Annotated in this window: 22 protein-coding genes and 1 tRNA gene; 13 read left to right on the top strand and 10 right to left on the bottom strand. The window is 37.9% G+C overall.

All coding sequences use genetic code 11. The annotated features are described in order from the left end of the window. Window positions 1-47: 47 nt before the first annotated feature. From yajC to queA, 5 genes are all read right to left on the bottom strand, one after another. Entirely contained in the window at window positions 48-377 is a 330-nt protein-coding gene (gene yajC, locus F984_RS21015; protein WP_000051669.1) for a preprotein translocase subunit YajC, read from the bottom strand. A gap of 98 nt (window positions 378-475) precedes the next feature. Next, window positions 476-1,609 carry a tRNA guanosine(34) transglycosylase Tgt gene (tgt, locus tag F984_RS21020; RefSeq protein WP_000667232.1) on the bottom strand — a complete coding sequence of 378 codons (1,134 nt, stop codon included), beginning with the start codon at window positions 1,607-1,609 and terminating at the stop codon, window positions 476-478. Between the two features lie 243 nt (window positions 1,610-1,852). Then, entirely contained in the window at window positions 1,853-2,422 is a 570-nt protein-coding gene (locus F984_RS21025; RefSeq protein WP_004711932.1) for a LemA family protein, read from the bottom strand. Between the two features lie 84 nt (window positions 2,423-2,506). After that, window positions 2,507-3,535, bottom strand: coding sequence for a hypothetical protein (locus F984_RS21030; protein WP_004711934.1), 1,029 nt, complete (start codon window positions 3,533-3,535; stop codon window positions 2,507-2,509). Window positions 3,536-3,688: 153 nt separating this feature from the next. Then, window positions 3,689-4,726, bottom strand: coding sequence for a tRNA preQ1(34) S-adenosylmethionine ribosyltransferase-isomerase QueA (gene queA / locus F984_RS21035; protein ID WP_004711935.1), 1,038 nt, complete (start codon window positions 4,724-4,726; stop codon window positions 3,689-3,691). A gap of 182 nt (window positions 4,727-4,908) precedes the next feature. Here queA and F984_RS21040 point away from each other — a divergent pair. The 5 genes from F984_RS21040 to F984_RS21060 all read left to right on the top strand — a co-directional run bounded on the left by F984_RS21040 (window position 4,909) and on the right by F984_RS21060 (window position 11,495). Then, a tRNA-Leu gene (locus F984_RS21040) sits at window positions 4,909-4,995 on the top strand. A gap of 509 nt (window positions 4,996-5,504) precedes the next feature. Further along, the gene (locus F984_RS21045) at window positions 5,505-6,773 is read left to right on the top strand and encodes a sensor histidine kinase (RefSeq protein ID WP_004711938.1); all 1,269 of its coding nucleotides are present in this window, start codon (window positions 5,505-5,507) and stop codon (window positions 6,771-6,773) included. Between the two features lie 68 nt (window positions 6,774-6,841). After that, entirely contained in the window at window positions 6,842-9,592 is a 2,751-nt protein-coding gene (gene glnE / locus F984_RS21050) for a bifunctional [glutamate--ammonia ligase]-adenylyl-L-tyrosine phosphorylase/[glutamate--ammonia-ligase] adenylyltransferase (protein WP_004711940.1), read from the top strand. A 24-nt stretch (window positions 9,593-9,616) separates the two neighbouring features. Continuing rightward, the gene (locus F984_RS21055; RefSeq protein WP_002051336.1) at window positions 9,617-10,543 is read left to right on the top strand and encodes a branched-chain amino acid transaminase; all 927 of its coding nucleotides are present in this window, start codon (window positions 9,617-9,619) and stop codon (window positions 10,541-10,543) included. 67 nt (window positions 10,544-10,610) lie between these two features. Then, complete coding sequence (locus tag F984_RS21060) at window positions 10,611-11,495, top strand: mitochondrial fission ELM1 family protein (RefSeq protein ID WP_004711944.1); 885 nt, start codon at window positions 10,611-10,613, stop codon at window positions 11,493-11,495. On the opposite strand, the gene F984_RS21065 is transcribed toward F984_RS21060, so the two are convergent. Continuing rightward, window positions 11,480-13,054: a phosphoethanolamine transferase gene (locus F984_RS21065; RefSeq protein ID WP_228128012.1), complete on the bottom strand. Its 1,575-nt coding sequence runs from the start codon at window positions 13,052-13,054 to the stop codon at window positions 11,480-11,482. The genes F984_RS21060 and F984_RS21065 overlap by 16 nt on opposite strands. Window positions 13,055-13,179: 125 nt before the next feature. On the opposite strand from F984_RS21065, the gene F984_RS21070 reads away from it, so the two are divergent. From F984_RS21070 to F984_RS21085, 4 genes are read left to right on the top strand one after another with little or no spacing between them, the layout of a single operon-like run. After that, entirely contained in the window at window positions 13,180-14,208 is a 1,029-nt protein-coding gene (locus F984_RS21070; protein WP_004711948.1) for a glycosyltransferase family protein, read from the top strand. Continuing rightward, window positions 14,205-14,960 carry a polysaccharide deacetylase family protein gene (locus tag F984_RS21075; protein ID WP_004711949.1) on the top strand — a complete coding sequence of 252 codons (756 nt, stop codon included), beginning with the start codon at window positions 14,205-14,207 and terminating at the stop codon, window positions 14,958-14,960. Before F984_RS21070 ends, F984_RS21075 begins: the two co-directional genes overlap by 4 nt. After that, on the top strand, window positions 14,957-15,724 hold the full coding sequence (locus F984_RS21080; RefSeq protein ID WP_004711950.1) for a glycosyltransferase family 2 protein: 768 nt from the start codon (window positions 14,957-14,959) through the stop codon (window positions 15,722-15,724). Before F984_RS21075 ends, F984_RS21080 begins: the two co-directional genes overlap by 4 nt. A 7-nt stretch (window positions 15,725-15,731) precedes the next feature. Beyond that, window positions 15,732-16,766 (top strand): glycosyltransferase, encoded by a 1,035-nt coding sequence (locus tag F984_RS21085; protein ID WP_004711951.1) that lies wholly within the window; start codon window positions 15,732-15,734, stop codon window positions 16,764-16,766. On the opposite strand, the gene ghy is transcribed toward F984_RS21085, so the two are convergent. Then, window positions 16,763-17,653, bottom strand: a complete 891-nt coding sequence (gene ghy, locus F984_RS21090; protein ID WP_004711952.1) for a glycosyl hydrolase Ghy — start codon at window positions 17,651-17,653, stop codon at window positions 16,763-16,765. The two genes, F984_RS21085 and ghy, sit on opposite strands and share 4 nt — an antisense overlap. A 68-nt stretch (window positions 17,654-17,721) precedes the next feature. On the opposite strand from ghy, the gene F984_RS21095 reads away from it, so the two are divergent. Both F984_RS21095 and F984_RS21100 read left to right on the top strand, forming a co-directional pair. Further along, window positions 17,722-18,477: a glycosyltransferase family 25 protein gene (locus F984_RS21095; RefSeq protein WP_004711953.1), complete on the top strand. Its 756-nt coding sequence runs from the start codon at window positions 17,722-17,724 to the stop codon at window positions 18,475-18,477. Between the two features lie 30 nt (window positions 18,478-18,507). Further along, complete coding sequence (locus F984_RS21100; protein WP_004711954.1) at window positions 18,508-19,437, top strand: hypothetical protein; 930 nt, start codon at window positions 18,508-18,510, stop codon at window positions 19,435-19,437. Between the two features lie 36 nt (window positions 19,438-19,473). On the opposite strand, the gene F984_RS21105 is transcribed toward F984_RS21100, so the two are convergent. Continuing rightward, entirely contained in the window at window positions 19,474-19,692 is a 219-nt protein-coding gene (locus F984_RS21105; protein ID WP_004711956.1) for a hypothetical protein, read from the bottom strand. A 203-nt stretch (window positions 19,693-19,895) separates the two neighbouring features. On the opposite strand from F984_RS21105, the gene F984_RS21110 reads away from it, so the two are divergent. After that, window positions 19,896-20,924, top strand: coding sequence for a stealth conserved region 3 domain-containing protein (locus tag F984_RS21110; protein ID WP_004711958.1), 1,029 nt, complete (start codon window positions 19,896-19,898; stop codon window positions 20,922-20,924). Window positions 20,925-20,982: 58 nt separating this feature from the next. On the opposite strand, the gene aspS is transcribed toward F984_RS21110, so the two are convergent. Both aspS and F984_RS21120 read right to left on the bottom strand, forming a co-directional pair. Continuing rightward, entirely contained in the window at window positions 20,983-22,767 is a 1,785-nt protein-coding gene (gene aspS / locus F984_RS21115; protein WP_004711960.1) for an aspartate--tRNA ligase, read from the bottom strand. A 169-nt stretch (window positions 22,768-22,936) separates the two neighbouring features. Then, window positions 22,937-23,701: a DUF4184 family protein gene (locus F984_RS21120; RefSeq protein WP_004711963.1), complete on the bottom strand. Its 765-nt coding sequence runs from the start codon at window positions 23,699-23,701 to the stop codon at window positions 22,937-22,939. 125 nt (window positions 23,702-23,826) lie between these two features. Between F984_RS21120 and znuD the strand changes: the two genes are divergently transcribed. Next, on the top strand, window positions 23,827-25,851 hold the full coding sequence (gene znuD / locus F984_RS21125) for a zinc piracy TonB-dependent receptor ZnuD (protein ID WP_004711965.1): 2,025 nt from the start codon (window positions 23,827-23,829) through the stop codon (window positions 25,849-25,851). Window positions 25,852-25,922: the final 71 nt, after the last annotated feature.

Here is a 25,922-nt window from a genome sequence, read left to right on the forward strand (position 1 = left end):
TTTCTTCTTAAATGAAAAAGCCGTGCTAAAGCACGACTGTTTTATGATTAAAGGTTATTTAGAGTGCCTTCAGGTAATACAGAAATTACGCTGGCACGCTGAATTTTTACTTCTACACCACGGTTAAGTTCAACAACCGCATAGTCACCTTCAAGTTTGGTTACTTTGCCCATTAAACCGCCAGCAAAAACAACTTCGCTACCTACACCTAAGCTTTCGATTAAAGAACGGTGTTCTTTTGCGCGTTTTGCTTGAGGGCGCCAGATTAAGAAATAGAAGATTGCAACGAATACAACAATCATCAAAATGTTTGGCAAAAGACCAGGGCTTTGGGCTGCTGCTGGAGCTGCATGTGCAGTAGAAATGAACAAGCTCATTTTAATTTCCTAAAGTTAAAAAATATGAGTCAGATATCTGACATAATCCTAATTCGTTTTGCAATTTACCTTGTCTTGAGGTTGAGCGCAAATCTCACTTATTCATCGACAGGGCAAGGTGGAACTTCTAATCCACGGCGGGCATAAAAGTCCTGAACAAATTCATCAAAAGTGCCATTATCTAATGCGTCACGCATACCTTCAGTTAAACGTTGGTAATAACGTAAGTTATGAATAGTACCGAGCATAGACGCCAACATCTCTCCACATTTTTCAAGGTGGAACAGATAAGCACGGGTAAAGTTCTTACATGTGTAGCAATCGCAGTGTGGGTCAAGTGGTCCTTGGTCATGGCGATATTTACTATTACGAATACGTACCAGACCATCAGTGACAAAATAATGACCATTACGTGCATTACGTGTTGGCATTACGCAGTCAAACATATCGACACCACGGCGCACCGCTTCAACGATATCTTCAGGTTTACCTACGCCCATTAAGTAGCGTGGCTTGTCATGTGGCATTTTGTTTGGAAGATAATCTAAAACTTTGATCATCTCTTCTTTTGGTTCGCCTACAGATAAACCGCCAATTGCATAACCATCGAAACCAACTTCAAGAAGGCCATTTAAAGACTCATCACGTAAGTCTTCATACATACCGCCCTGAATAATGCCGAATAAGGCATTTTTATTTTTAAGCTCATCGTGGTGATGCGTTTTACAACGTTTTGCCCAGCGCAAAGAAAGCTGTAATGATTTTTGTGCTTCTTCATGTGTTGCAGGGTACGGTGTACATTCATCAAAAATCATGACGATGTCAGAGTTCAATACATGCTGAATTTCCATTGAAATTTCAGGCGATAAAAACACTTTTGAACCATCGATCGGGGAACGGAAAGTAACACCTTCTTCCTTAATTTTACGCATAGCGCCAAGACTAAATACTTGGAAGCCGCCAGAGTCAGTTAAAATTGGCTTATTCCATTTAATAAAGTCATGTAATCCGCCGTGTTGCTTGATTACTTCAAGGCCCGGACGCAAATATAAATGGAAAGTATTACCTAAAATAATTTGTGCCTGAATATCTTCGATATCACGCGGCAACATACCTTTGACTGTACCGTAAGTCCCCACTGGCATAAAAACAGGTGTTTCAACAACACCATGTTCTAAAGTTAAACGACCACGACGGGCACGACCCGACTGACCTAATTTTTCAAACTTCATCTAAAAATCCTGAACAATAGCAAGCAATGCCGCAGGGCAGTGCAAGGGCGAAAAAACAGTTCGCTGCTAAATAGGGGCTGTAATATGAGGAGTTTTTAAACAGGAAGACCAATTTAAAAACACAAATAGCCCTAAAAATAAGAGGGCTATTTTCCTTGATTCTGCGACGTAGTTCTACTACTAAATGTAGCTGGCTATAAAATAGGTCAATTTCCCGATTGAATGGCCACTTTTTTATTAAGACTAAAAGTTAGGTTTGTAGTCAAAATTGTCTGTAGCCAAATTATCGCGAAAAGGACGAATTGCTTTTTTAGATAAAGTCATCGTATTAATCAGATTATTTGGAAATACTTCAATCTGGTTGTTAAATACTTCGACATTGCGGTTAAAAATGCTGATTGCAGCGCCAACATTTTCGTTTTGTTCCTGAATATCATCCATCATTTTACTATAGAGTGTATCTGCTTTTAATTCAGGATAGTTTTCAACTATAACATTTAGGCTGCGGATCAGCTCTTTGCTCATTTTTTCAATCTGCTGTAATTGAGCAATATCAGTATGATCGACATTTAAACTGAGAATTTGCTGACGTAAGGCAGTCACTTTTTCTAGAGTCGACTTCTCGAACTGAGTATATTGATTGAGAGTAGTTTCTAATGCTTCAAGTGTTTTTACTTTTTGGCGTTCGAAATTTGCAACCTCAGCCCAAGCGCGTTTGGTCGCGTTAAAATAACGCACAATGCTGTTACGAATGTGAATGCCCCATGCAATCAGTACAACGAATATCCCCAAGAAAATGAATAAACCTTTCATTTTCACTCCTCTTATTTTTATTCTCTCATTGAACCTTTTAACTTCTTATTTTTTATAAGTTGCCAGTTGGGCACTACGAGAGATTTATTTAATTAAATTAAGCATTAATTGTTGAAATTTTTCATATTGCGGCATGGTCATGGTACGTAAATGTCCACGTAATGCTGGAATATCATGAATTTCACTACGTTTGCTGGTGGTTTGAAAAAGATCTTGCTCACCGAGATAACATAATATTTGCTCTTCATGATGATAAATTAAATCACCGGTAAAATGTTGAAAAAAATCATGAAGTTTTAAAGTTAAACTTGGACTAATTTCTTTAGCTAATTGATGTTGATCAGTACCGAAGATATTGAGCTTTTGGTTAATCAGAATATCAGTACTTTGCCATTCGCTTAAGTAGGGTGCAAAAAAGCGAGAACGTTGATTACTTACAGCAATACCTAAGGCTGGCATCTGAAAAATAAAAGCACCCCATAAGTCTTTATGAATCTCTTTTACTATTTTTTTATCGCTGTTTTGATCTTGAAGAATAGGTAAATTATTTACATAGTGGTATTTAAATAGCAGGACTTGATGATCTGTAATGCCATCATTCCATGTCACTGAAGCAAACTCTGTAATTTCATTCGCTTCATTGCCTCGATTAAACAATGGGAAATATTGCTTTAGTCTGCTTAAGACTAAAATGGGTTGGGCTTGAATAGGAAGATAAGCTGGTAAATGTTGAAACTGTAGGCCATAACGTAAAGCAGTCATACGCTTTTCTAAATAGTGAATGACTTCGGCTAGAGGTTTTTGCGGTTCATAGAGCAAATAGGCCAGAAAACCCGTTAAAAATGCCCATAACAGACTCCAAATATATTGAATATGAGGATGAAGAAAGTATCCAAATAATAAAGTCGTAATACTGCAAATACCTAACAAATGCGGTAATACATTAACAAAACGCAGGTTATGATCTTCACGCCATGGATGTAATGCATTTAAGAGTTCTTGATCTGTTTGTGACTTTTGTCCCGCATCCCAAAGTCGAGCAATATTACGAAAGACCTGTGTATTTTTTTTACGTCTTATATGAAGTGCTTGTTGTACGGTATCAATTGGCATGAAGGTAATGAGATGATTATCATAAAGTGCTAAACCTAGACTATCCTTTAAATTGAAAGAGATAAATAGAAATACCAAGACTATTTTTATTTTAATTATAGATACTGGGTTAGACCTCAAATTAACTAATAAGATTTAACCCAGCTTTAATTTTTAAACTTCTAATTTATCAATCAGCATTGCATCGCCATAACTAAAGAAGCGATAGCGGTCTTTAACTGCATGTTCGTAAGCAGCCAAAATATTGTCTCTATTTGACAATGCTGAAACTAACATGAGCAGGGTAGACTCAGGTAAATGGAAGTTGGTAATTAAACGATCTACGATACAGAACTCATAACCCGGATAAATAAAGATTTGCGTATCACCAGTCCATGCTGCGATTTTTCCGCCATGCGCTTGGGCTGCACTTTCTAATGCACGCGTTGCGGTTGTACCAACAGCAATTACTTTATTGCCACGTGCTTTAGTCGCTAAAATTAAATCAATGGTTTCTTGAGGAACATCACACCATTCACTGTGCATGACATGGTTGGTAATGTCATCAGTGCGTACAGGCATAAAAGTACCTGCACCGACGTGAAGAGTCACAAACGTTTTCTTAACCCCTTTTTGATCTAACTTTGCTAACAACTCTTCATCAAAGTGCAAGCTTGCAGTTGGTGCAGCCACACTGGCAATTTTTTCTGGGTTATGGAAGACCGTTTGATAGCGTTCAGTGTCAATTTCTTCTGCTTCACGGTTAAAGTAAGGCGGAATAGGTAACTGACCATATTGCTCAAGTACAGGTAAAATTGGCTGTGAAAACTCAACGACAAATAAGTTTTCGTGACGGCCTCGCACAATTACAGGAATATTGTCTGCACCGACAAAAAGCTCAGCTCCTGCTTTAGGCGAGTTACTCGATTTAATATGGCAATACGCTGTGGTGTGGTTCAGCATACGCTCAACCAGAATCTCAATAGCCCCACCTGTGGCACGTTTTCCTTTAAGACGAGCCTTCATGACCTTGGTATCGTTGAGTACCAACAAATCACCTTCTTCAAACAGATCGATAATATCTGTGAACATGTGATCGTGATATTGACCCTTTGCGTCTAAATGCAATAAACGTGAAGCACTACGTGATTCGAGAGGGTAACGGGCAATAAGTTCATCGGGTAATTCAAAGGAAAAGTCAGACAGTTGCATATTTAGGAAAAAACACCGCAAAAATTGGGCCTAGTATAAACTTTTTCGCTTTTTTATGGCTGTGCTTCTGCCCTAAATTATGAAAAATGTTTAAATGATCTAAAAGTGAACGATAATATTCACTTAGGGTTTGACAAGTTTTACAAACGCGCTAATATACGCAACACAAACATACTTCCTCTCCCGAGGTGGTGAAATTGGTAGACGCGGCGGACTCAAAATCCGCTGTCAGAGATGACGTGTCGGTTCGAGTCCGACCCTCGGGACCAAGATTCAGAATCTTATGATTCTAAGAAAACCCCTAAGCTAACGGCTTAGGGGTTTTTTGTTGGATAAAAAAGTTCATAGACTTCAAGAAATTGTGAACTACTTACTTTAGTTCTGACGGTTGGGTTTGAATCTTTTATACATTTATAACTTAAAGATTTTTTTAATTTAAGAAGACTTTATTTAAATATGAAATGCATTTATTAAAGCTAAAATTTAAGTCGAAGCTAAGCGGTAATACTTATAAGAAGATTTAAGATAATTTTTACCTTTTTGAATCTCTATTTCTTATTACTTACAACTCCTCACCTTCAAATAATTGTTGTATTTTTCTAAAGCATACCCACTTTATGTATCTGAAAACCTTTAATTGAAACTTCACATTTCTATTTCGAAAAGAAAGTTGCTCTTTTAATGTACTGTGTTAAAGTTTGTATTAGATCATAATGATTATAAGTACATTTCTCAAAGAGCGGTTCCGACTAACAACGACAAAATCTGTGAGGCGGGCATGACACAGCGATTAGAACTACATCAGGTCGAGCAATTAAGTGCTTGTAGAATATCACTATTACTTGGATTAAATGCCGAGCAGAACTATATTGAGCAATTTTTCCGGTTTAGTGTTCGCCTGTTGAAGTGTCAAAAAGCTTTGCTCACTTTTAATCAGGAACCTTATTTCTGGCATCATTGTCCTGAAGGCATGACTGCTATTTCATTTAAACCTTCAAGACACTTAAAACAATGTTTTGCTAAACAACAGGTGATTCATCACGATCATCCTTCTTATCAAAATTTAATCAACTATTTAAAAGAGCTAAATATTGAGTGTGGTCGTGCCTTAGCTGTCCATTTGGTGCAGCCTGACCAGACTTCTATGGGGTTTGCCGTTTTCTTTGATGACGGTGAAACCAATTTTGAAAATGATCAAATTCAGTTGTTGCTCGATTACTGTTCTAGTTTTATGCAACAAATCGAGTTGAAATTTAATTATGAAGAATTAAATGAACTCTATGAGCAACAAGTCGCCCTTAATTCGAGTAAAACAAAGTTCTTTTCTATTATTTCACATGATTTGCGGGCACCATTTCATGGCTTGTTAGGTTTCTCCGAAGTGTTGGCTAAAGAGCGTGAAACACTGGATGAATCGAGTATTCAAAATATTGCCGACTATTTATATGACACTTCTCAATCGACCTATAACTTACTGGAAAGTTTGCTGACATGGGCGATGGCAGAGGGTGGGCGTTTTGTTTATCACCCTATTAATTTTAAACTTAGACAAGTGAGCAATATTGTCTGTGATGTGCTGCATACGTTGGCTTTAAAGAAAAATATTGAATTGGTAAATGCGGTTTCCGAAGATTTAAAAATCTATGCCGATATCAATATGATGACTTCGGTGATCCAAAACTTGGTCTCAAATGCATTGAAATTTACTGATGTTGATGGTTCTGGCAAAGTATTCATTGAGGCTAAGCAAGCGGGCACAAATGTCGAAATCACTGTACGTGATACAGGTCTTGGCATGACCGAACAACAAATGGCAAATTTATTTCACCCACGCATTACAGCCAGTTTTAAAGGTACTGCAGGGGAAAAAGGTGCGGGCTTAGGATTGAGTCTCTGTAAGCGTTTTATTGAGATTAATCAGGGCCAAATTAGTGTGAGTTCCAAAGAAGGTGTAGGAACAACATTTAAAGTTTTATTACCTTCAGCTCAAGAAAGTCATGAGACGCTTATTGAGCATCATGATTCATCTGAAGCAAAATTGGTTTAATCCCTTTTCCTATTACTACGTGAACTGCTATAACTAAAAAGAGAGTCTGAGGAAAAGAGCTTTTTTATATGAATGCGGAGCAGTTACAAAAAACATTGCGTGCCAGCCAATATGCTGAACAAGTTTTAGGGTTACATCAGGCTGTTTTAGAACAAGATTATCAAATAGATCAATTTGCTGCACCGCTCTCAACAGAACAAATTTATCAGCTTGTAGACACCACGCTTGAAGGCATTGCCGATGAAATAACTTGGATGCGTGCGCTTCGTATACTACGCAGTCGTTTAATGTTTCGCTGGATCTGGCAAGATGCCAATCAACTGACGGATGTCGTTACACTTACTCGTGAACTTTCTAACTTTGCCGATGCAAGTATTTGTGCAGCAAAAGCTTTTGCTCGTTTTGCATTGGTTGCTAAACACGGCGAACCCTTAAGTTATTCAGGTAAAGTTCAAGATTTGATTGTGGTTGCCATGGGTAAGCTTGGGGCACAGGAATTAAATCTATCAAGTGATATTGACCTGATTTTTGCCTTTGATGAGCAAGGCGAAACCAATGGTCGCAAATGTATTGATGTACAGCAGTTCTGTATTTTGTGGGGACAAAAACTTATTTATTTACTCGAACATATCACCGCAGATGGTTTTGTGTTTCGAGTAGACATGCGCTTACGGCCTTGGGGGGATGGCTCGGCATTAGCGATTAGTCATGCAGCTTTAGAAAAATATTTAAGTCAGCATGGTCGTGAATGGGAACGTTATGCATGGATTAAGGCACGCGTTGTCACTGGGGGTAAAGAAGGGCAAGACTTATTAGAAATGACACGTCCTTTTGTATTCCGCCGTTATGTCGATTACACCGCTTTTGCTGCCATGCGTGATATGAAAGCGATGATTGAACGTGAAGTTTTACGTCGCCATATTGAGGATGATATTAAACTCGGGGCAGGCGGTATACGCGAAATTGAGTTTATTGTTCAGGTTTTTCAGCTGATTTACGGTGGTTCTAAACGTGAGTTACAAGACCGCCAGTGTTTGGTCAGTCTAGAGCATATTGGTGAGGCAGGCTTGTTGGAAAAACAGGCCGTATTAGAGCTTGAAGATGCTTACCTGTTTTTACGCCGTGTTGAACATGCAATTCAGGCTCTTAACGATCAGCAAACGCAATTATTACCCGAAGAAGCAGATTTACGACAACGCATTATAGATACCTTGGGTTTTACGAGTTGGAATGAATTTATTGATGTTCTTAACGAGAAACGCCAAAAAGTAAAAGTTCAATTTAAACAGCTGATTGAAGATACTAGCTCTAATGCTGCAACTGAGAACTTTGGACAGTTAGAGCAGCAGTTAGATGAAGTGTTAGATGATAATGCGAAAAATCTGATTCATGAGTTTTGGCATGGTCATGCACTTAAAAAACTTCCTTCAAATGCCGTGCAGCGTTTAAAAACCTTCTGGCCTCATTTGATTGAAGCGATTTTGCAGTCCGAACAACCACAAACTGCACTGTTACGTTTAATGCCGCTGATTGAATCAGTCATGCGTCGAACAGTGTATTTGGTCATGTTGATTGAAAGTAAGGGCGCATTACAGCGCCTAGTGAAAATGGCGACAGTAAGCCCGTGGATTTGTGAAGAGCTGACTCAGTATCCAGTACTGTTGGATGAGTTCTTATCGATGGACTTTGAGTTACCAAAACGTAAGGACTTGGAAGATTCTTTACGTCAGCAATTGCTTCGTATTGAAATTGATCAGGTTGAAGACCAAATGCGGGTACTTCGCTTGTTTAAAAAGAGCAATGTGCTCACGGTCGCTGCAAGTGACGTCTTAGCTGAAAGCCCTCTTATGAAAGTATCTGATGCATTAACAGATATTGCTGAAGTTAGTGTCAATGCAACTCTTCATTTAGCTTATCAGACCGTAGCAAAACGTCATGGTTACCCAAAAGATGTCGAGGGAAAACGTTGTTCTCTTGACTATAAAGCCTTTGCTGTCATTGGTTATGGCAAAGTAGGTGGGATTGAGCTGGGCTATGGTTCTGACTTGGACCTTGTCTTTATTCATTATCTAGATGAACAAGCTGACACCGATGGAACTAAGGCTATTAGTGGGTTTGAGTTTGCCATGCGTGTCGCTCAAAAGTTCATGTCACTGATGACCACTCAAACGCTTGATGGCCGCGTTTATGAAATTGATACACGCTTGAGACCTTCTGGTGAGGCCGGTTTATTAGTGACCAGTCTAAAAGCCTATGAACACTATCAGTTGAAAAGTGCATGGCTTTGGGAGCATCAGGCATTAGTTCGTGCTCGCTCTATTGCTGGTGATGAAACGCTTTGCCAAAAATTTGAAATATTTCGCCGCGAGATATTGACTCAATCTAGAGATGAGGCTTATGTTCGTGAAGAAGTGTTGAAAATGCGTCAGAAAATGAAAGACCACTTAGGTTCGTCTTCTGAACAAAAAAAACATGGTATTTTTCATTTAAAACAGGACGCAGGTGGTATCGTAGATATCGAATTTATGGCACAGTATGCTGTACTTGCATGGAGCGGGACGAAACCCGATCTCGCCCATTATTCTGATAATGTAAGAATATTAGAAGATGCTGCTAAAGCAGACTGCTTATCCAGTGAAGATGCCACAGCATTAATTCGAGCCTATCTTAGTGAACGTGCCGAAAGCCACCGCTTAGCCCTTGCGAATCAATCCATGCAAGTCAGCGCAGCGGACTGGCGTAGTACCCGTGCGGTCGTTTGCAATTTATGGCAAAGATTAATAGACCCAACCGCCTCGGTTGAGTTGGATAGTGAATGATTTTATAACAATTTGGAGTGTTCCATGAATTTGGCTGATCGTGATGGTTTTATTTGGCAAGATGGACAATTAATTGATTGGCGTGATGCAAAGATTCACGTTTTAACCCATACACTACACTACAGTATGGGCGTATTTGAGGGTGTTCGTGCTTATGAAACTCCTAAGGGTACAGCAATTTTCCGTCTTCAAGACCACACAAAACGTTTGTTAAATTCAGCAAAAATTTATCAAATGAAAGTACCGTTTGACCAAGCAGCGCTTGAGCAAGCACAAATCGATGTTGTTCGTGAAAATAAATTAGCTTCTTGCTATTTACGTCCGCTTATTTGGATCGGTTCAGAAAAACTAGGCATTGCTGCAACAAATAACACTATTCATGCCGCAGTAGCAGCATGGGCGTGGGGCGCATACCTTGGTGATGAAGCAATGGCTAAAGGTATTCGCGTTAAAACTTCATCATTTACTCACCACCATCCAAACGTGACCATGTGTAAAGCAAAAGCATCTGGTAACTACACATTATCAATTCTTGCTCACCAAGAAGTTGCGCACTCTGGTTACGATGAAGCAATGCTTATGGACCCACAAGGTTATGTGTGCCAAGGTTCTGGTGAAAACGTATTCTTGATTAAAGATGGTGTTTTACATACTCCAGATATCGCTGGTGGTGCACTTGACGGTATTACACGTCAAACTGTGATGACGATTGCTAGAGATCTTGGTTACCAAGTTGTTGAGCGCCGTATTACACGTGACGAATTCTATATTGCCGATGAAGCATTCTTCACAGGTACTGCTGCTGAAGTTACACCAATCCGTGAATACGATGACCGTCAAATCGGTGCGGGTTGCCGTGGTCCAATTACCACTGAAATCCAAAAGACTTTCTTTGATGCAGTTCAAGGTAAAAATCCAAAATATGAACACTGGTTAACTTACGTAAAATAAGTTAATCCGTTAACATGAAAAGGCGAACATTGGTTTCGCCTTTTTATTTTTTAGTTAGGGAGCTTTTATGCATATTGTCTATGTCTCTGATGGTAAAGCAGGGCATCGTTCACAGGCTTTAGGCTTGTTTCAGGCAATGCAAAGACAGCAGGCAAATGCAACTTTTGAAGAAGTTTCTATTAATGACTTGCCTATTATTTCCTTAATTAAAGCGCTTTTCTCTTCAAAAAATTCTCTACTTCAGCAAGCACCCGATTTCATATTTGGTGTCGGGAGCCATACGCACTTTCGTGTCTGGTTGCTGGGTAAAATTTTTAAAAAGGCGAAGACTGTTATTTTAATGAAGCCAAATTTACCTATTGCTTGGTTTGACTATGCTGTGATTCCAGAGCATGACGGTATTCTTTCAAATGAGCGCGTTATTGTTACGCGTGGAGCATTGAATCCAATTCGTAATGAAAACCGACATCAGGCAGGCAGAATTTTAATTGCATTGGGTGGTTCATCTAAACGACATCAGTGGAACCATGAAAAAGTATTATTAAGTGTCCAAAAAATTGTTGAGTGTAATTCAAATTCTGAGATTATCCTGACCACCTCACGTCGTACTCCTGTAGGTTTCATTGATATTTTAAAACAACAAAGCTTTGCTAAGTGTTTGCAGATATTTCCAGTGGAGCAAACTCCTCAAGGCTGGATTTTTGAGGAAATGCAAAAGGCAGAAGCTGTGTGGGTAACCGAAGATAGTGTTTCTATGATTTATGAGGCACTTACTGCAGGTTGCCGAGTCGGTGTGATTGCAATGGACAGACTCAAACAAGATCGTATTACCAATTCGGTTGATATACTGCTAGAGAAAAAGTTAATAGCAAATGTGTTTGATATAAATTTGCTTCCTGAAGGGCAGGTCCTGCAGGAAGCGGATCGGGTCGTTTATCAGCTCACTAAATGACATTGGCTGTCATCGTGACCTTTATCATAGTTGATGGTTTCTGATGTTGCTAAAATTTCTCTTGGATATGTTTTGAACTTCGAATTAAATAACGATCTCTCTTGAGAAATGTTTTTACAGTGAATACCTCTCATATCTAAGAGTGTAGGTAATATATTAATTGAGCTGATTGCACTGCTTTGTTCTTTAGAAAGAGTACTCGCCATCTCTGGATGATGTTGCTTCCATGAGCTTGAACTCCACATAATTAAAGGGACATCAAAATTATTTTTCATATCTAAATGCAGTGAACTATTTTCTTTACATTCTCCAAGGTTCAGTCCATGGTCAGATGTGTAAATTAAGTTGGCGTCCACATTGGTTGCTTTTAATTTTTGAATAACTTCATTGAGCAGATAGTCTGTATAAAGTACTGTATTGTCATACGTATCTTTAAACTTATTAAATTGCGGTGGATAGCGTTTTGTAAAATCAGCATGTGAGCCATAAAGGTGTAACACGATGAATTTATGATGTGTTTTTTCTGCCAATGCTCGATCAAATGATTTGAGTAGCTCCTCATCATAATGAGTTTCTAGTGAGGCTGAATATGAATGTTGCGTCAAAAATTGGGTTTCTTGAGCAGAAGAGGCATACGCTGAAACAAGAGAATCATATTCTCCATATTGAGATTGTGCGCTAAACCAGTAAGTTTTGTAGCCTGCTGCATTGAAAGCATTCACAATAGAAGGGCTTAAATTATCAGTCCCGTTTAACTTTCCTGTTAATAAGGTCGGTACAGACTTACTGGTCATATAAGAGCCTGAAATCGTATTATTAAATAACCATAAATCTTTCTTATATTTTTCTAGATAAGGCGTTGTATTATTTTTGGTATAGCCAAACAAACTTAAACGGTCGCGTCGAGCACTTTCCCCAATAACTAGTACTGTAATGGTAGGGCGAGTTTCCTTAACTTGTGTACATTCAATTTCGTTTTGTGTGGCTATGAAATCTTTTACTCGATTTACTTCAAGACTCGCTGCTGGTAAACCAAGAAGTAAATTTAAGGGGTAAGATTGTTTAAAATGGCGATATACATTTAGAAACCCTTGCTGATGATCAGGTGCTTTAAGGTAGCGTTGAATTGGCGAAAAAATAAGACATAACGCTAAAATGCGTAGCCATATTGGAGTGCTTAGTCTTTGATTTGGAATGAAATAATAAAAGAAAATCAAAGGAATGATGTAAGCAATAATCAAACCAATTGCTAAAGGAAGATCTAATGTCGATAAATAAACTTTGCCTTCAGTTGTAGAGCTGCCTAAAATTGTGAGCCACACTGAAATTTCAGTTGGGGCGTTATAGGTAATTTCATAGTACAGTGCAAAAGGGCTTAAAAGATAAATAGGTAAACTAAGCCAGAAAAAACGGCGGTAATGATAAATTAAAAAAACGAAAAAAATAAGCGGATATAAAGCTTTGAAAAAACCATCACTGGAAATAATGCATGATGGAACAAGCAGCATAAAGCAATAAATAAAGAACCATAACTTTCCTGTTTTGAATCGAAAAATCACGCCAAGCTGTTCCAAGTGTAAAAGCGCGATATCATCCTATATTTTGATAACACGGTCTACATAAATTAAGGCATGATATAATATTTTAGTTCATCTCCAGAATTGATGGAATTATAGAGTTTAGAATGAAAATATTGCATATCGCAAATTTTGGCTTTAATAAACAAGGCGCGCATTTTTACTGTACAGACCGTAAAATTTCTGCCGGATTAATTGAAAATGGCCATTTCGTTTATGATTTTAGTTTTCGTGATATGGCACGAATGGGGACGATTTTTAAAACAAAAAAATTGGGTGCCAATTGGGCCAACAAAGAAGTATTAAAAGTCGTCAATAACATTGAACCCGATTTGGTGCTCATTGGACATAGTGACTTGATGAGTCCAGATGTTCTAAGACAAATTAAAGAATCTTATCCAAATACTAAAATTGCATTTTGGTATGTTGATCCGCTTTATTTAGAGAGCAAACTTGGCTTTGTAAAAGCATTCTCCCCGTATTTAGACGCTATCTTTTGTACGACGGGTGGTGAGTATTTACAGAAGTTAAAGCAGCCTCATTTAAGCGTAGCCTATCTGCCTAATGTGGGTCATCGTAACGTTGAAACACTACAGCAATTTTCAAACTCTAAGACTGATAAGACATTTATTTTCTGCGGTGTGGTCTATAAAGAACCTGAACGTGAAAAATTCTTAAAAGATTTGGCAGATGCCCTGCAACAAGGTCATGTAAACTATCAATATTATGGTTGTTTTGAGCAACCAGGTGTTTACGGTAAAGCTTATTATAAGGTTCTTTCTGAAACAAAAATGGGACTTAATTACTCACGTCGTAATGATGTAACCTTGTATAGTTCTGACCGTATTGTACAGTTGACTGGTAATGGTTTACTCACCTTTAGTCCAAGAATTCCAGGTTTTGAGAAACTCTACACTGAGCAGGAAGTGGTTTACTTTGATGATCAGTTTGATTTGGCTAAGAAGATCCAATTCTTTGATCAAAATCCAGAGCAGGCTGAAAAAATAGCGAAAGAGGGCTGGGAGAAAACGCGTAAATCTTTCAATGCTAAACGTATCACTCAATTTATGGTTGAGGTGACATTTAAGCAGCCCCTTTCAGAAAATTATGAATGGTCACATGAGGTTTATGCATGATGTGGTTTTTGTACGTTGCGGTAGGCCTATTAATACTTGCTGCACTGTTATATGTGCTGGGTAATTATACATTCTGGCTTCCGTTCCGTTCGAACAAACTACCACGCATAGTGATGTTGCATCAGGTTACCCCTAAGGATGCTGCCTCTGGTATGAACATGCCCCCTGAAAAGTTTGAACAACTCTTACAGTTGTTGACGCGTAAAGGGGCTATCTTCTGCTTTGTTTCTGAGCTTGAACAATATCGGAATCAAAAGAATGTGGTTGCTTTAAGTTTTGACGATGGCTTTATGGATAATTATCTTTATGCCTATCCATTACTTAAAAAATATAATGCAAAGGCAACCATTTATTTGGCAACGCAAATTGAAGGTATTGAAAAGCTCACTCACGATCAAATCCATGAAATGGCGAACTCTGGTTTGATTGAGTTCGGTGCGCATACTCAACATCATGTGAACTTGCTTAAGCTTGATGACCAAACGGCTTACAATGAGATGCTTCAGTCTAAGCGTGATGTTGAAGCATTAGTTGGAAAATGCCCTAGCTTTGCTTATCCATTTGGTCGTTTTAATGAAAAGCACCAGAAAATGGCCCAAGATATTGGCTTTAAAAATGCAGTATCGACTCGTAAAAAAATCGAAGCGTATGAAGCAGATAACCAATTTAATATTCCACGTGTCAGCACGCATGGTGCCATGAATGCTTTACAGATGCGTATCGCCCTTGCTAAAGGACGTTATAAGTTATGAATAAAATTCCATGTAGTGTTTATATTGTCACTTTAAATTGTGGTGCTTGGTTAGAGCGAACTTTGCAAAGTGTCAGTCAGTTTGATGAAGTTATTATTTTAGACTCAGGTAGTACTGATAATACTTATGAAATTGCAAAGCGCTTTGAAAATACCCAAATTTCTCATCAAGACTGGCAGGGTTATGCTGGGCAAAAAAGTTTGGCCTTAGCAAAATGCCGAAATGATTGGGTACTCAATTTAGATGGCGACGAAGTCTTATCTAAGGAGTTAAAACAAGAGATTGTTGAGACTATTCAGCAGAACAAGCTTGATGCATTAATCACTCCAATTAATGATGTATTTTTAGGTGTCCCGAACAGTAAACATACTAAAAAACATGCAAAGGTGCGTTTTTTCCGTAAGTCTAAAGGGCATTATGATCTTGCCAATAAAGTCCATGAAAATGTAATTGTAGATGGTGAATCTCAGCGCGCTCAACACGATATTTATCATTATGGTGAGTCGAGTATTTTCGTTAAAGTCGAAAAAAATAACCAATATTCCAACTTAAAAGCATTAGAGAAATTCCAAAAAGGAAAGTCTCCAAGCATTGCAAAATTGGTTTTGGTGATGCCAGTGACTTTTATGAAGTCTTATTTTATTCGCCGTAGTTTCTTAAATGGTTGGCGTGGTTTCGTAAATAGTATGATTAACGCGTTTTATGCATTTTTAAAAGAAGCCAAACTGTTTGAACAGACGATGAATAAAGATAAAAATAAGTAGGCAATCTATGAAAATTGTTCAGGTATTGGCAACTAGCGGTGGAGTTGGTGGTTTAGAGCAGCACACTTTTAATCTTGTTAATGAGCTTGCTTTAAATCATGAAGTACATGTGATTGCACATCCTTGCTATGTAGACAAGTTTAGCCAACAAGTACATTTTCATGCCGTTGATTTTGCACGTAGCCGTTGGAATATTTTTTTACTCTGGCAACTCAAAAATCTCATTCAACAGATCCAACCTGCTATTGTTCATGCACAAGCAGGAAAGGCGGCTGAACTGATTGCCCGAATTAAGCCATTTTTATCTGGCCCAAAGTTTGTAACGACCGTACACGGAACGAAAAAGAATAAGTCTGCTTATTTAGTAGGTGATGCCGTTATTGCGGTGAGCCAAGCCCTCACGCAAGGCATTCCAGAGTCTAAAGCACACGTAGTTTATAACGGTGTATATCCTCAGCCCGTACTTACTGCTGAAAATAAACAAAAGCTACTTCAATTGATTCAAAAAGATGTTACTGAGCTAGACGCAAGCAAAAAAATTGTTATGTGTATTGGACGTCTAGAACCAGTAAAAAATATCAGTTTATTGATTGAGGCGATGCAGCAGATCGATGCCAATTTATGGATTGTTGGTGATGGTTCACTTCGAGCAAGTTTGGAAAAGCAAGTAAGCGAATTGAGCATGCAAAATCGGGTCGCTTTTCTTGGCTTTAGAACTGATGCACGTGATCTGGTGCAATTGGCTGATATTGTGGTTTTATCATCAGACCGTGAAGGTTTTCCACTTGTTATGGTTGAAGCTTTACAGGCTGATAAAGCAATGGCTTCAACCAAAGTGAACGGAGTGATCGAGTGGTTACCAGAACAATATCTAGCCGAAATTGGAGATGCACAAAGTTTAGCAAAAGCGATTGAATATGCACTTCAACCTGAGGCTCAAAATGACTTCAGCCCACTATATGCAAAGGCCAAGGCTGAACTGACTGTACCAGCCATGGCTGAGCAGACGCTTAATATTTATAAAGGTTTGCTGAACACTTAACTATTTTTTGGTGTAAGGCGGATGGCATCAAGCACCACGAAGTTATCTTCGACATTAATTGTATGGCAACCGTCATCTGCCTGATTCCATTCTGGTAAAACCACTTCTAGTAATTTTTCTTCATAAGCTGTCGGGCTCAGTTGAGTAATCGCTTTTAATTCGATATTGCCGCCATAACGTTTTAAAGAATCTTGGCTTGGTCGAACCAGTTGCCCTTTATAAATAAAAGGTTTACCCGCCATACGGAACTGCTGACTGCCTCGGCATACTGGATTCATTGGATGCTCTTGCCAGTTAGGATTTAAAATATCTTCGGTAAAAAATAAATCTAAACGGTCACCGAATTTCTTACAATCACGACGCGTTGAGGTAAAAAGATACCATAAGCCTTCATGGTAAAAAGGAGTGCTATCGACTGCTTCAATATTTTCGATAAGGTTAGAATGCTTTTCCCATTTCAACGGGAAATCAGTACATTTCCAAAGCTCAATAGTTTTGTTGGCAGAAGATTCAGGAACCATGTACCAAGTACTATTTATTTTAAATACGCAAGGATAGGATAGATGATAATCGAGTTTTAAGATTGTCTCAGGTGGTGTGTAGGTGCCATCCTTAAAGACTTCTAAAACAGAAAGGAAACCAACAGGATGCTCATCATCAACTTCTTCAAAGAAGATAAAATGACGATCATTTTCATAAGCATAAAAACTATCTGCAAAGGTAAACTTTCTAGGGGAGTGGATTTCAAAGAGTGATTCTAATTGCTCAAGTGTAGTAAAAGGTTGCTCTAACCAGCCAAAACGCATATACCAATGGGAGTCAAAAGTTTTTGCTTTTTTTGCTTGTTGGTACTTGTACCATTTTTTTTGGATTAGGCGATTTAGCATTAAATTTTACACTCGATATAACTATAATTAGATAGACTATCCCTGACTCATTTTAACATTTGAATGAAATGAAAAAATATTTAATCAGTATTGAATCTACGAATAGTGAACGTTTAAAAAAGCTGTACTCTCAGCCAACATTTTACAAATATCGCGATGAATTTAAGCAATTTGGGGTTATAGGGAAAAATTTAAGTGTTAGTGAGTATTTTCAACAAGGTGTAGCTGGCAAGAAAAAACCGATGACGCCTGGTGAGCTTGGTTGTGCCATGTCTCATATTGCTGCTTTAAAAGATTTTTTAAGCTCCGATGAAGAATATGCAATTATTTTTGAAGATGATGTGATCGAAAGATTTGAAATTGATTTTCAAGATTTAGAAAAACACATCCGTTCTTTGAATTTAGGTCCTTGTTTTTTCCTAAGCTTGGGCGGTATTCAAATGAAAATTTGCAACCGCGTTCGTGGAAAATTTTTACCTGAAGAATTATATAGCCAGAAAATTTTGAAAGTTGATTACGACTATCTTGAAAAACTTGCCTATGCTTATGCCTATGTTGTAGATCGTAAAATGGCACAAATGTTGGTTGATTATCATCAACCGATAAAAATTTATGATCACTGGCAGGGCCTTGTAGGACGAGGGGATTTTAGCTTCTATGTCAGCTTTTTATTCGATCATCCCATTATTGAAAATAATGATGCTTTAAGTTACTTAGAAAAGGAAAGGAGTCTAATTACGCCTCTTTCTCAAGATGACAGTGATTTTTTACATTACTTAAGAGTTAAATTAAAGAAATATATACTTAATAAATATATAATTTAGCCGTTTTTTTTAGGTTTTCTTACTAATTTTATGATTAAGCAAAAAAATATTATTATTGGGTCAGCAACAGGATATCAGGCTGGCCTTATCTCTTCCTTTGTATGTTCTTTGGAAAAGTCAGATTTTAATGGGGTCTTGGTTTTAATTATATATCAAGAGCAACTTGCAGAGTTTGTTACGGCATTTTCTCATATTAAGAAATTTAAAATTGATTTTAAAATTTCAACAATTGGGAAATTTAAATCCAAATCAAAATATTCTGGTATTTATAAATTTAAATTTTTTAAAAATATTCTAAAGAGAATTATTAGCTTAACAGTAAATGAGGAAAACTCTGCATCAAAGATAAAAGCGCTTAAAATCACAGGTTATCCGCATGTGAGCCGTTTCTTTGAATATAAGGAAATTGTAGAAAGCCATCCTGATGCTTCACATGTATTGCTTAGCGACGTTCGAGATGTATTTTTCCAAAGTAATCCTTTTAAAAATCTTGGTAAAGGATTATTTGTAGGAATGGAAAATCCAGCCTTTACGATAGGCACTGAGCAATATAACCAAAAATGGATTCTAGATGCATATGGAGAGAGTTTTTATAATTTTGCAAAAGATAAGCAAGTGTCTTGTTCTGGGGTCACTATTGGGGATTATGAATCAATTAAAGTCTATATTAATAAGATGATTGAAGAATTCTGCAAACAGCCATATCAAAAAATGTCTGAAAGAATTTATGATCAAGCCATGCATAATAAATTATTAATTACTAATGAGTTAGCAAACACAATTCGTTGTCAGCCATTTGAATCTATTATTGTAACGCTTGGGCTGTATCCAATAGATCAAATTGCAGTTAATGATCAAGGTTTTATTATCAATCGCAAACAAGAAATTATTCCGATTGTCCATCAGCATGATAGACATCCGGAATTGCTTCAGTTATGTGAAAACTATATTGGAAAATAGGTTGAGAATTATCTAATTCTTATGAAAGGGCGGATATTAATTTTTATCCGCATTTCCTTTAAGCACCATATAAATGAGTGCTACAAAAATAAGTAATGCACCTGCGAGGCTGCTTACACAGAAATAAAGAATGCGTTGGTTGGTCGTTAAATTAAATAGTTCATGTGAAAGGATATAGCGCATGAAAAACCATTGCGCAAGAGAGAATACAATCACGACTAAAGCATGTCGACGAACGTCAGGACGCATTGCCATAATCAATTACCATGCGGGAGAAAAGAGCAGCTATTATGCCATTTGCCCACTGTCACCTCAATAGACTATGAATTAACGAAATTGTTTAGAAATAATAAAAATATGAAGAAATTGTGAACTTTAATTAACATTAATAAATAGTAATATCCCTCTTATTTGCTAAAACTTTCATTATCTTGTTGAATTTAGCTTAGGGGAGAATAATGCAGCCTATTGATTTTGTAATGATTTGGGTCGACTCAACTGATACTAAATGGCAGCAAGATTATAAATATTATAAATCTAAAGAAGCAAATACACAGGTGACTGAGGTCATTGATGAATGCCGTTATCGTGATTGGGATAATCTTCAATATTGGTTTAGATCTGTTGAAAAATTCTGTCCTTGGGTACGAAAAATTCATCTAGTAACTTGTGGTCATTTTCCAGAATTTTTAGTACAAAATCATCCAAAATTAAACTTGGTGACCCATGATCAAATTATAAATCCAGACTATTTACCTACTTTTAACTCTCATGCTATCGAAATTAATATTCATAAAATAGAAGGTCTTGCAGAGCACTTTGTCTATTTTAATGATGATACTTTTATTAATAGCCCCCTAGAACCTGAGTTTTTCTTTAGAAATGGTCTACCTTGCGATGGAGTTAGGCTACAGCCTTTAATGGTAGTGGGAGAAGAGAACTTTTTAGGTGCTGTTGCTTTGACCGATGTTGCGATTATTAATAAATATTTTGATAAGAGAAAATTATTTCGAAAAAATCCTTACGCACTTTTTAATCATCGTTATTCAATCAGTAATAATTGGGGTAACTTTTTAAGTTTATATAATCGAAAATTCTCAAGCTTTTATAGTAATCATTTACCTCAACCGTTTTTGAAATCGATATTTGAAGAGGTTTGGGAAAAAGAAGAAAACTACTTAAAGGAAGTATCAAGTCATCGATTTAGACAGCCTTTAGATGTTAATCAGTACTTGTTCAGATTGTGGCAGTTATGTTCTGCTCGTTTTTGCCCCGTAAATATATTTGAGCGTGGTCAAAATTTTAATTTAAGAATCCAAAATCTTCCTGAAATTAATCATGTTATTAAAAATGAGCACCTTCCACAGATTTGTTTAAATGATGATGAGCAAGTGGTTGATTTTGAAAAACTAAAAAAAGAAATTATTCAGATTTTTGAACAAAAATTTAATACAGTTTCGAGTTTTGAAAAAGAAATATCTCATTAAAAATTATTTATTAAAAAACCCTGCATAAGCAGGGTTTTTTAATTTCACAATCTAATAATTATTTAGATTCTTCAGCTTTTGGCTTTTCACGTAAGCGGATGCCCAAGTCACGAAGTTGGTTTGCTTCAACAGGAGCAGGTGCTTGAGTAAGTGGACATTCAGCAGTTTTCGTTTTAGGGAATGCAATAACGTCACGAATTGAAGTCGCGCCAGTCATAAGCATTACTAAACGGTCAAGACCAAATGCCAAACCACCGTGAGGAGGGGCGCCATAACGAAGTGCGTTAAGCAAGAAGCTGAATTTCTCTTCTGCTTCTTCATCAGAAATACCAAGCGCTTCAAAAATCGCTTTTTGCATTTCTAATGTGTAAATACGAAGAGAACCGCCACCAACTTCAGTACCATTCAATACCATGTCATAAGCAACAGAAAGTGCTTCGCCTGGATTGCTCTTCACGTCTTCTACGCTAGATTTAGGTAGTGTGAATGGGTGGTGAACAGAAGTCCATTTGCCATCGTCAGTTTCTTCAAACATTGGGAAGTCAACAACCCAAAGTGGAGCCCACTCACAAGTTGCAAGGTTCAAGTCATGACCGATCTTGACACGAAGTGCACCCATAGCATCGTTTACAACTTTGGCTTTATCAGCACCGAAGAATACGATATCGCCATTCTCTGCACCAACACGCTCAAGTAACTTCATTACGATTGGTTCAATGAATTTAACGATAGGAGATTGAAGACCTTCAATTCCTTTTTCGATTTCATTGACTTTGATGTACGCCAAACCTTTCGCACCGTAGATGCCAACAAATTTAGTGTATTCATCAATTTGGCTACGAGTTAATGAACCTGCACCAGGTACACGAAGTGCTGCAATACGGCCTTTAGGGTCTTTTGCAGGACCAGCAAATACTTTGAACTCAACTTCTTGCATTAAATCTGCAACGTCAACGAGTTTCAATGGAATACGCAAATCTGGTTTATCAGATGCATAGTCACGCATCGCTTCGCTATATGGCATGCGGCGGAATTTTTCAAACTTTACGCCAAGCAAGTCATTAAATAGTTTAACAGTCATGCCTTCCATCAAATCCATGATTTCATCGTCATTTAAGAACGATGTTTCAATGTCGATTTGAGTGAATTCTGGCTGACGGTCAGCACGTAAGTCTTCATCACGGAAACATTTCGCGATTTGGTAGTAACGATCGATACCACCAACCATCAATAATTGTTTAAACAATTGAGGTGATTGTGGAAGTGCGTAGAAGCTACCATTTTGTACGCGACTTGGTACTAAATAGTCACGTGCACCCTCAGGAGTTGCGCGAGTTAAAATCGGAGTTTCAACGTCTAAGAAACCGTGATCATCTAAATAGTTACGGATCAAGTTAGTTACTTTAGAACGGAAACGTAAACGCTCTAACATTTCAGGACGGCGAATGTCCAAGAAACGATATTTTAAACGGTGTTCTTCTGACACGTTAATCGTGTCATCATTTAATGGGAATGGAGGAGTTTCAGAAGCAGCAAGAACTTCGATTTCTTTGCCTAAAACTTCGATTTGACCACTCACCATATTTGGGTTTTCAGTACCTTCATAACGGCGACGAACACGACCTGTAATTTTTAATACATATTCAGAACGTGCTTTATCTGCAGTTGCAAATGCTTCTGGAGTATCTGGGTCAATAACCACTTGAACGAGACCATCACGGTCACGCATATCAAGGAAAATAACACCGCCATGGTCACGGCGACGATGTACCCAACCGCATAATGTAACGGTTTGGTCGATTTGGGCTTCAGTTAAAGAGCCACAGTAATGAGTTCGCATCATGATGAAGATTATCCAAACTATATTGGCTGAAAAGACGGATGCGTAAACCGCGCACCGTCAAAAAAGTAAGTTTTCGATTATGCCCTGTTGAATGGCATGCCACAAGAACTAGATCAAAAAACAGCTATAATTTAGCTAAAAATGAGCAATTTGGCAGCAAGTTTACCCTTTAGCCCATTCTTTGTTGTCGATCTAAAAACAGGAATAATAAGCACCCTAAACTAAAAGTGCTTAACCAGCCTTGCATGAATTCATTAATAGATCGACCTGTAAAGTAATAGGTGTCGGTATGCCAAACCTCATGAGGAATGTAACGGGCATAATCCCAAAGTGAAAATAAGCCCAAAAGGGTAGATAAAATAAACAGAGACCATGCAAAAATTTTAATTTTATGACTTATTTTCCAGTGCTGTTTATGTTTTTGATAGTAATGAATACTCATCCAGCCTAAAAAAGGTAATGCTAGAGCAGAAGAACCGAGTTGAAGTAGTCGATGCAAAGGATAGGGACGACCAAAGAAATGAACCGTTTGGGATAAAAAATCTTGGAAGATAAAAGTTCGAAAGTCAGAATGAGTAAGACCATCCCAAATGAGATGAGTGGCAATACCGATAATGAGTGCAAATATAATTCCAATTAAAAAGTAGATAAAACGTTTAAAAGAGTCTAATTTCAAATCATGCTGAATACCAAAAAAACGGTAAACCACAGGTCGATAAAGTAAATACCAAATGACGCAAAACAATAAACCTAATGCAAGGTTTGGGTAAAGCAAACCCTTCCATTGATGAGTCAGCATACCTGACTGAACTGTAAATAAGCGGTAAAGGTCAGGTGTCATGCTGCCAATAGCTAGGGCAGCAACAGGCAAAGTGTTTCGACTTAGTTTAGCAATCGGTGGAGCAAGAACAGCATGAGAGATTGTAAAAGGCATTGGAAAACGAAGCTTCTCACATCATCAAAACAACGAGTCTAACGAAACATGCCTTTGGTTAATGTTTTTTATTGCAAAACATTTGGAATGTTATAATATAACGTAAAAAATATGGGGCATTGACTATGCAGCTCAAAACACAGCTTTTTGTTCTCTCATTATTATCACTTTCTATTCAGCAAGTGATGGCAGCGGATGACACAAATACTAAGGAAGAGAAACCTGCCGAATTGGCAACAATTACGGTTAAAGCAGAACCCACAGCACCAGCCAATAATACGTCTTTAGCAGAAGGTGCAACGAGTATTGGTAATGCCTTAAATGGTCAGGCAGGGGGTTATTCAGCTCAATATACAGGAGGGGCGAGCCGTCCTGTCATTCGTGGTCAAGACGGTACACGTGTCAAGATCGTACAAAATGGTGGAGATGTAATGGATGTTTCATCTGTATCGCCAGACCATGCCGTTACGGTTGATCCAAACTCTGCCCAAGATATTCAGATATTAAATGGTGCTGAAGCATTATTATATGGTGCAGGCTCTGTGGGGGGACTGGTAAATGTTGTTGATGAAAAAATTCCAACCAGCATGCCAGACAAGGGCTATCAAGGAAAAGCCGGTGTCCGCTACAACTCAGGTAGTGATGAGCTACTATATTCAGGGCAAGCGACAGTCGGTTTAGGGGACCATGTTGCGCTACGTGTCGGTGGTTTAAAGCGCGATGCGAATGACTATATTTTGCCTAGAGATTTACAAACAGACGAGCGTCGTCAGGATAGCACTTTTGCCGACTCTAAAAATTATAATGCTGGATTATCTTGGATTGGGGATCGTGGTTTTATCGGTGCTTCATTTAGCCAGCGTCATGATCAATATGGTATTCCTGCCGATAATGAGCTTTTTGGTTCATGTGAACGTGATGGCTTGCACCTTGTGTGTGGAACTGACGACCCATCAACCGATCATGAGCATGAGCATGAGCATGAGCATGAACATGATGCCTCATGGATTAATCTCAAAGAAAAGCGTTACGATTTAAAAGGTGAGTTAAGAGACCCGTTTGCAGGTTTTGCTAAAGTTGCAGCGCAAGCAAGCTATACCGATTATCAACATGAAGAAATGCATAATACTGATGTCGGAACAACTTTTAAAAGCAAAGGGATTGATAGCCGAGTTACATTAGAAAATAATGCTTGGGCGGGTTGGACAGGACAAATTGGCGCGCAATATACCCAACAAAAACTGAATATTGTTGGTGATGAGTCGATTATGGATCCAAGCAAAACCCAACGTTATAGCGTATTTGGTTTGCAACAAAAACAAATCAATAACGTCAATCTTGCAGTTTCTTCGCGTATTGATCATCAAACTATCGACATTGAGTCAGATCAAAAGAATTACACGGGTACTGGATATTCGGTTGCTGGTACAGCAAGCTGGGAATTTATTCCGCAATACAAATTGTCCCTCACAACATCACACCAAGAACGTTTGCCATTTGCTCAAGAGTTGTATTCGGACGGTGTGCATATGGCGACCAATACTTATGAGTTGGGTAATGATGACCTGAAGAAAGAGCGCTCAAATAATGTTGAGTTAGGTTTGCACTTTAATAATGATCTTTTGAAATACAACGTAAGCGTGTTCCATAACCGTTTTGATAATTTCATTTATGCTAATACATTGGATGATTTCCAAGGCTTCCGTCTTATTCAATATAGTCAAGATGCAGCTAAGTTCTATGGTGTCGATGCTGACCTAAGCTACCAAATTTCACCTGTATATAATTTAGGGCTATTTGGTGATTATGTTCGCGGCAAAATTGATAATGAAAATGCACCACGTATTCCGGGTGGGCGTTTAGGTACTAAAGTTAAAGCAGATTTTGGTGATGGATGGGATGGTTCTGCCGAGTATTATCATGTATTCAAACAAGATGATATTGCTAATTATGAAACCAAAGGGCAGAGCTATAACATGCTGAATTTAGGCGTTGGTTATAACGGCAAATATAGTAATATTGGTGATTACCGAGTGTTCTTAAATGCCAACAACTTGCTTGATAGCCGAATTTATCAACATGAGTCTTTCCTTGCAAATGTTCCACAAGTCGGACGTAATTTTACTGTCGGTGTAAACTTTAGTTTCTAAGGCCTAACACGAAACTAAACTTGAAAAATCAAGCTAAAAGACCTAATTTGGAATGATCAAGTTAGGTCTTT

This window comes from Acinetobacter nosocomialis NIPH 2119, assembly GCF_000368085.1.
In the GTDB taxonomy this organism is placed as follows: Bacteria; Pseudomonadota; Gammaproteobacteria; order Pseudomonadales; family Moraxellaceae; genus Acinetobacter; species Acinetobacter nosocomialis.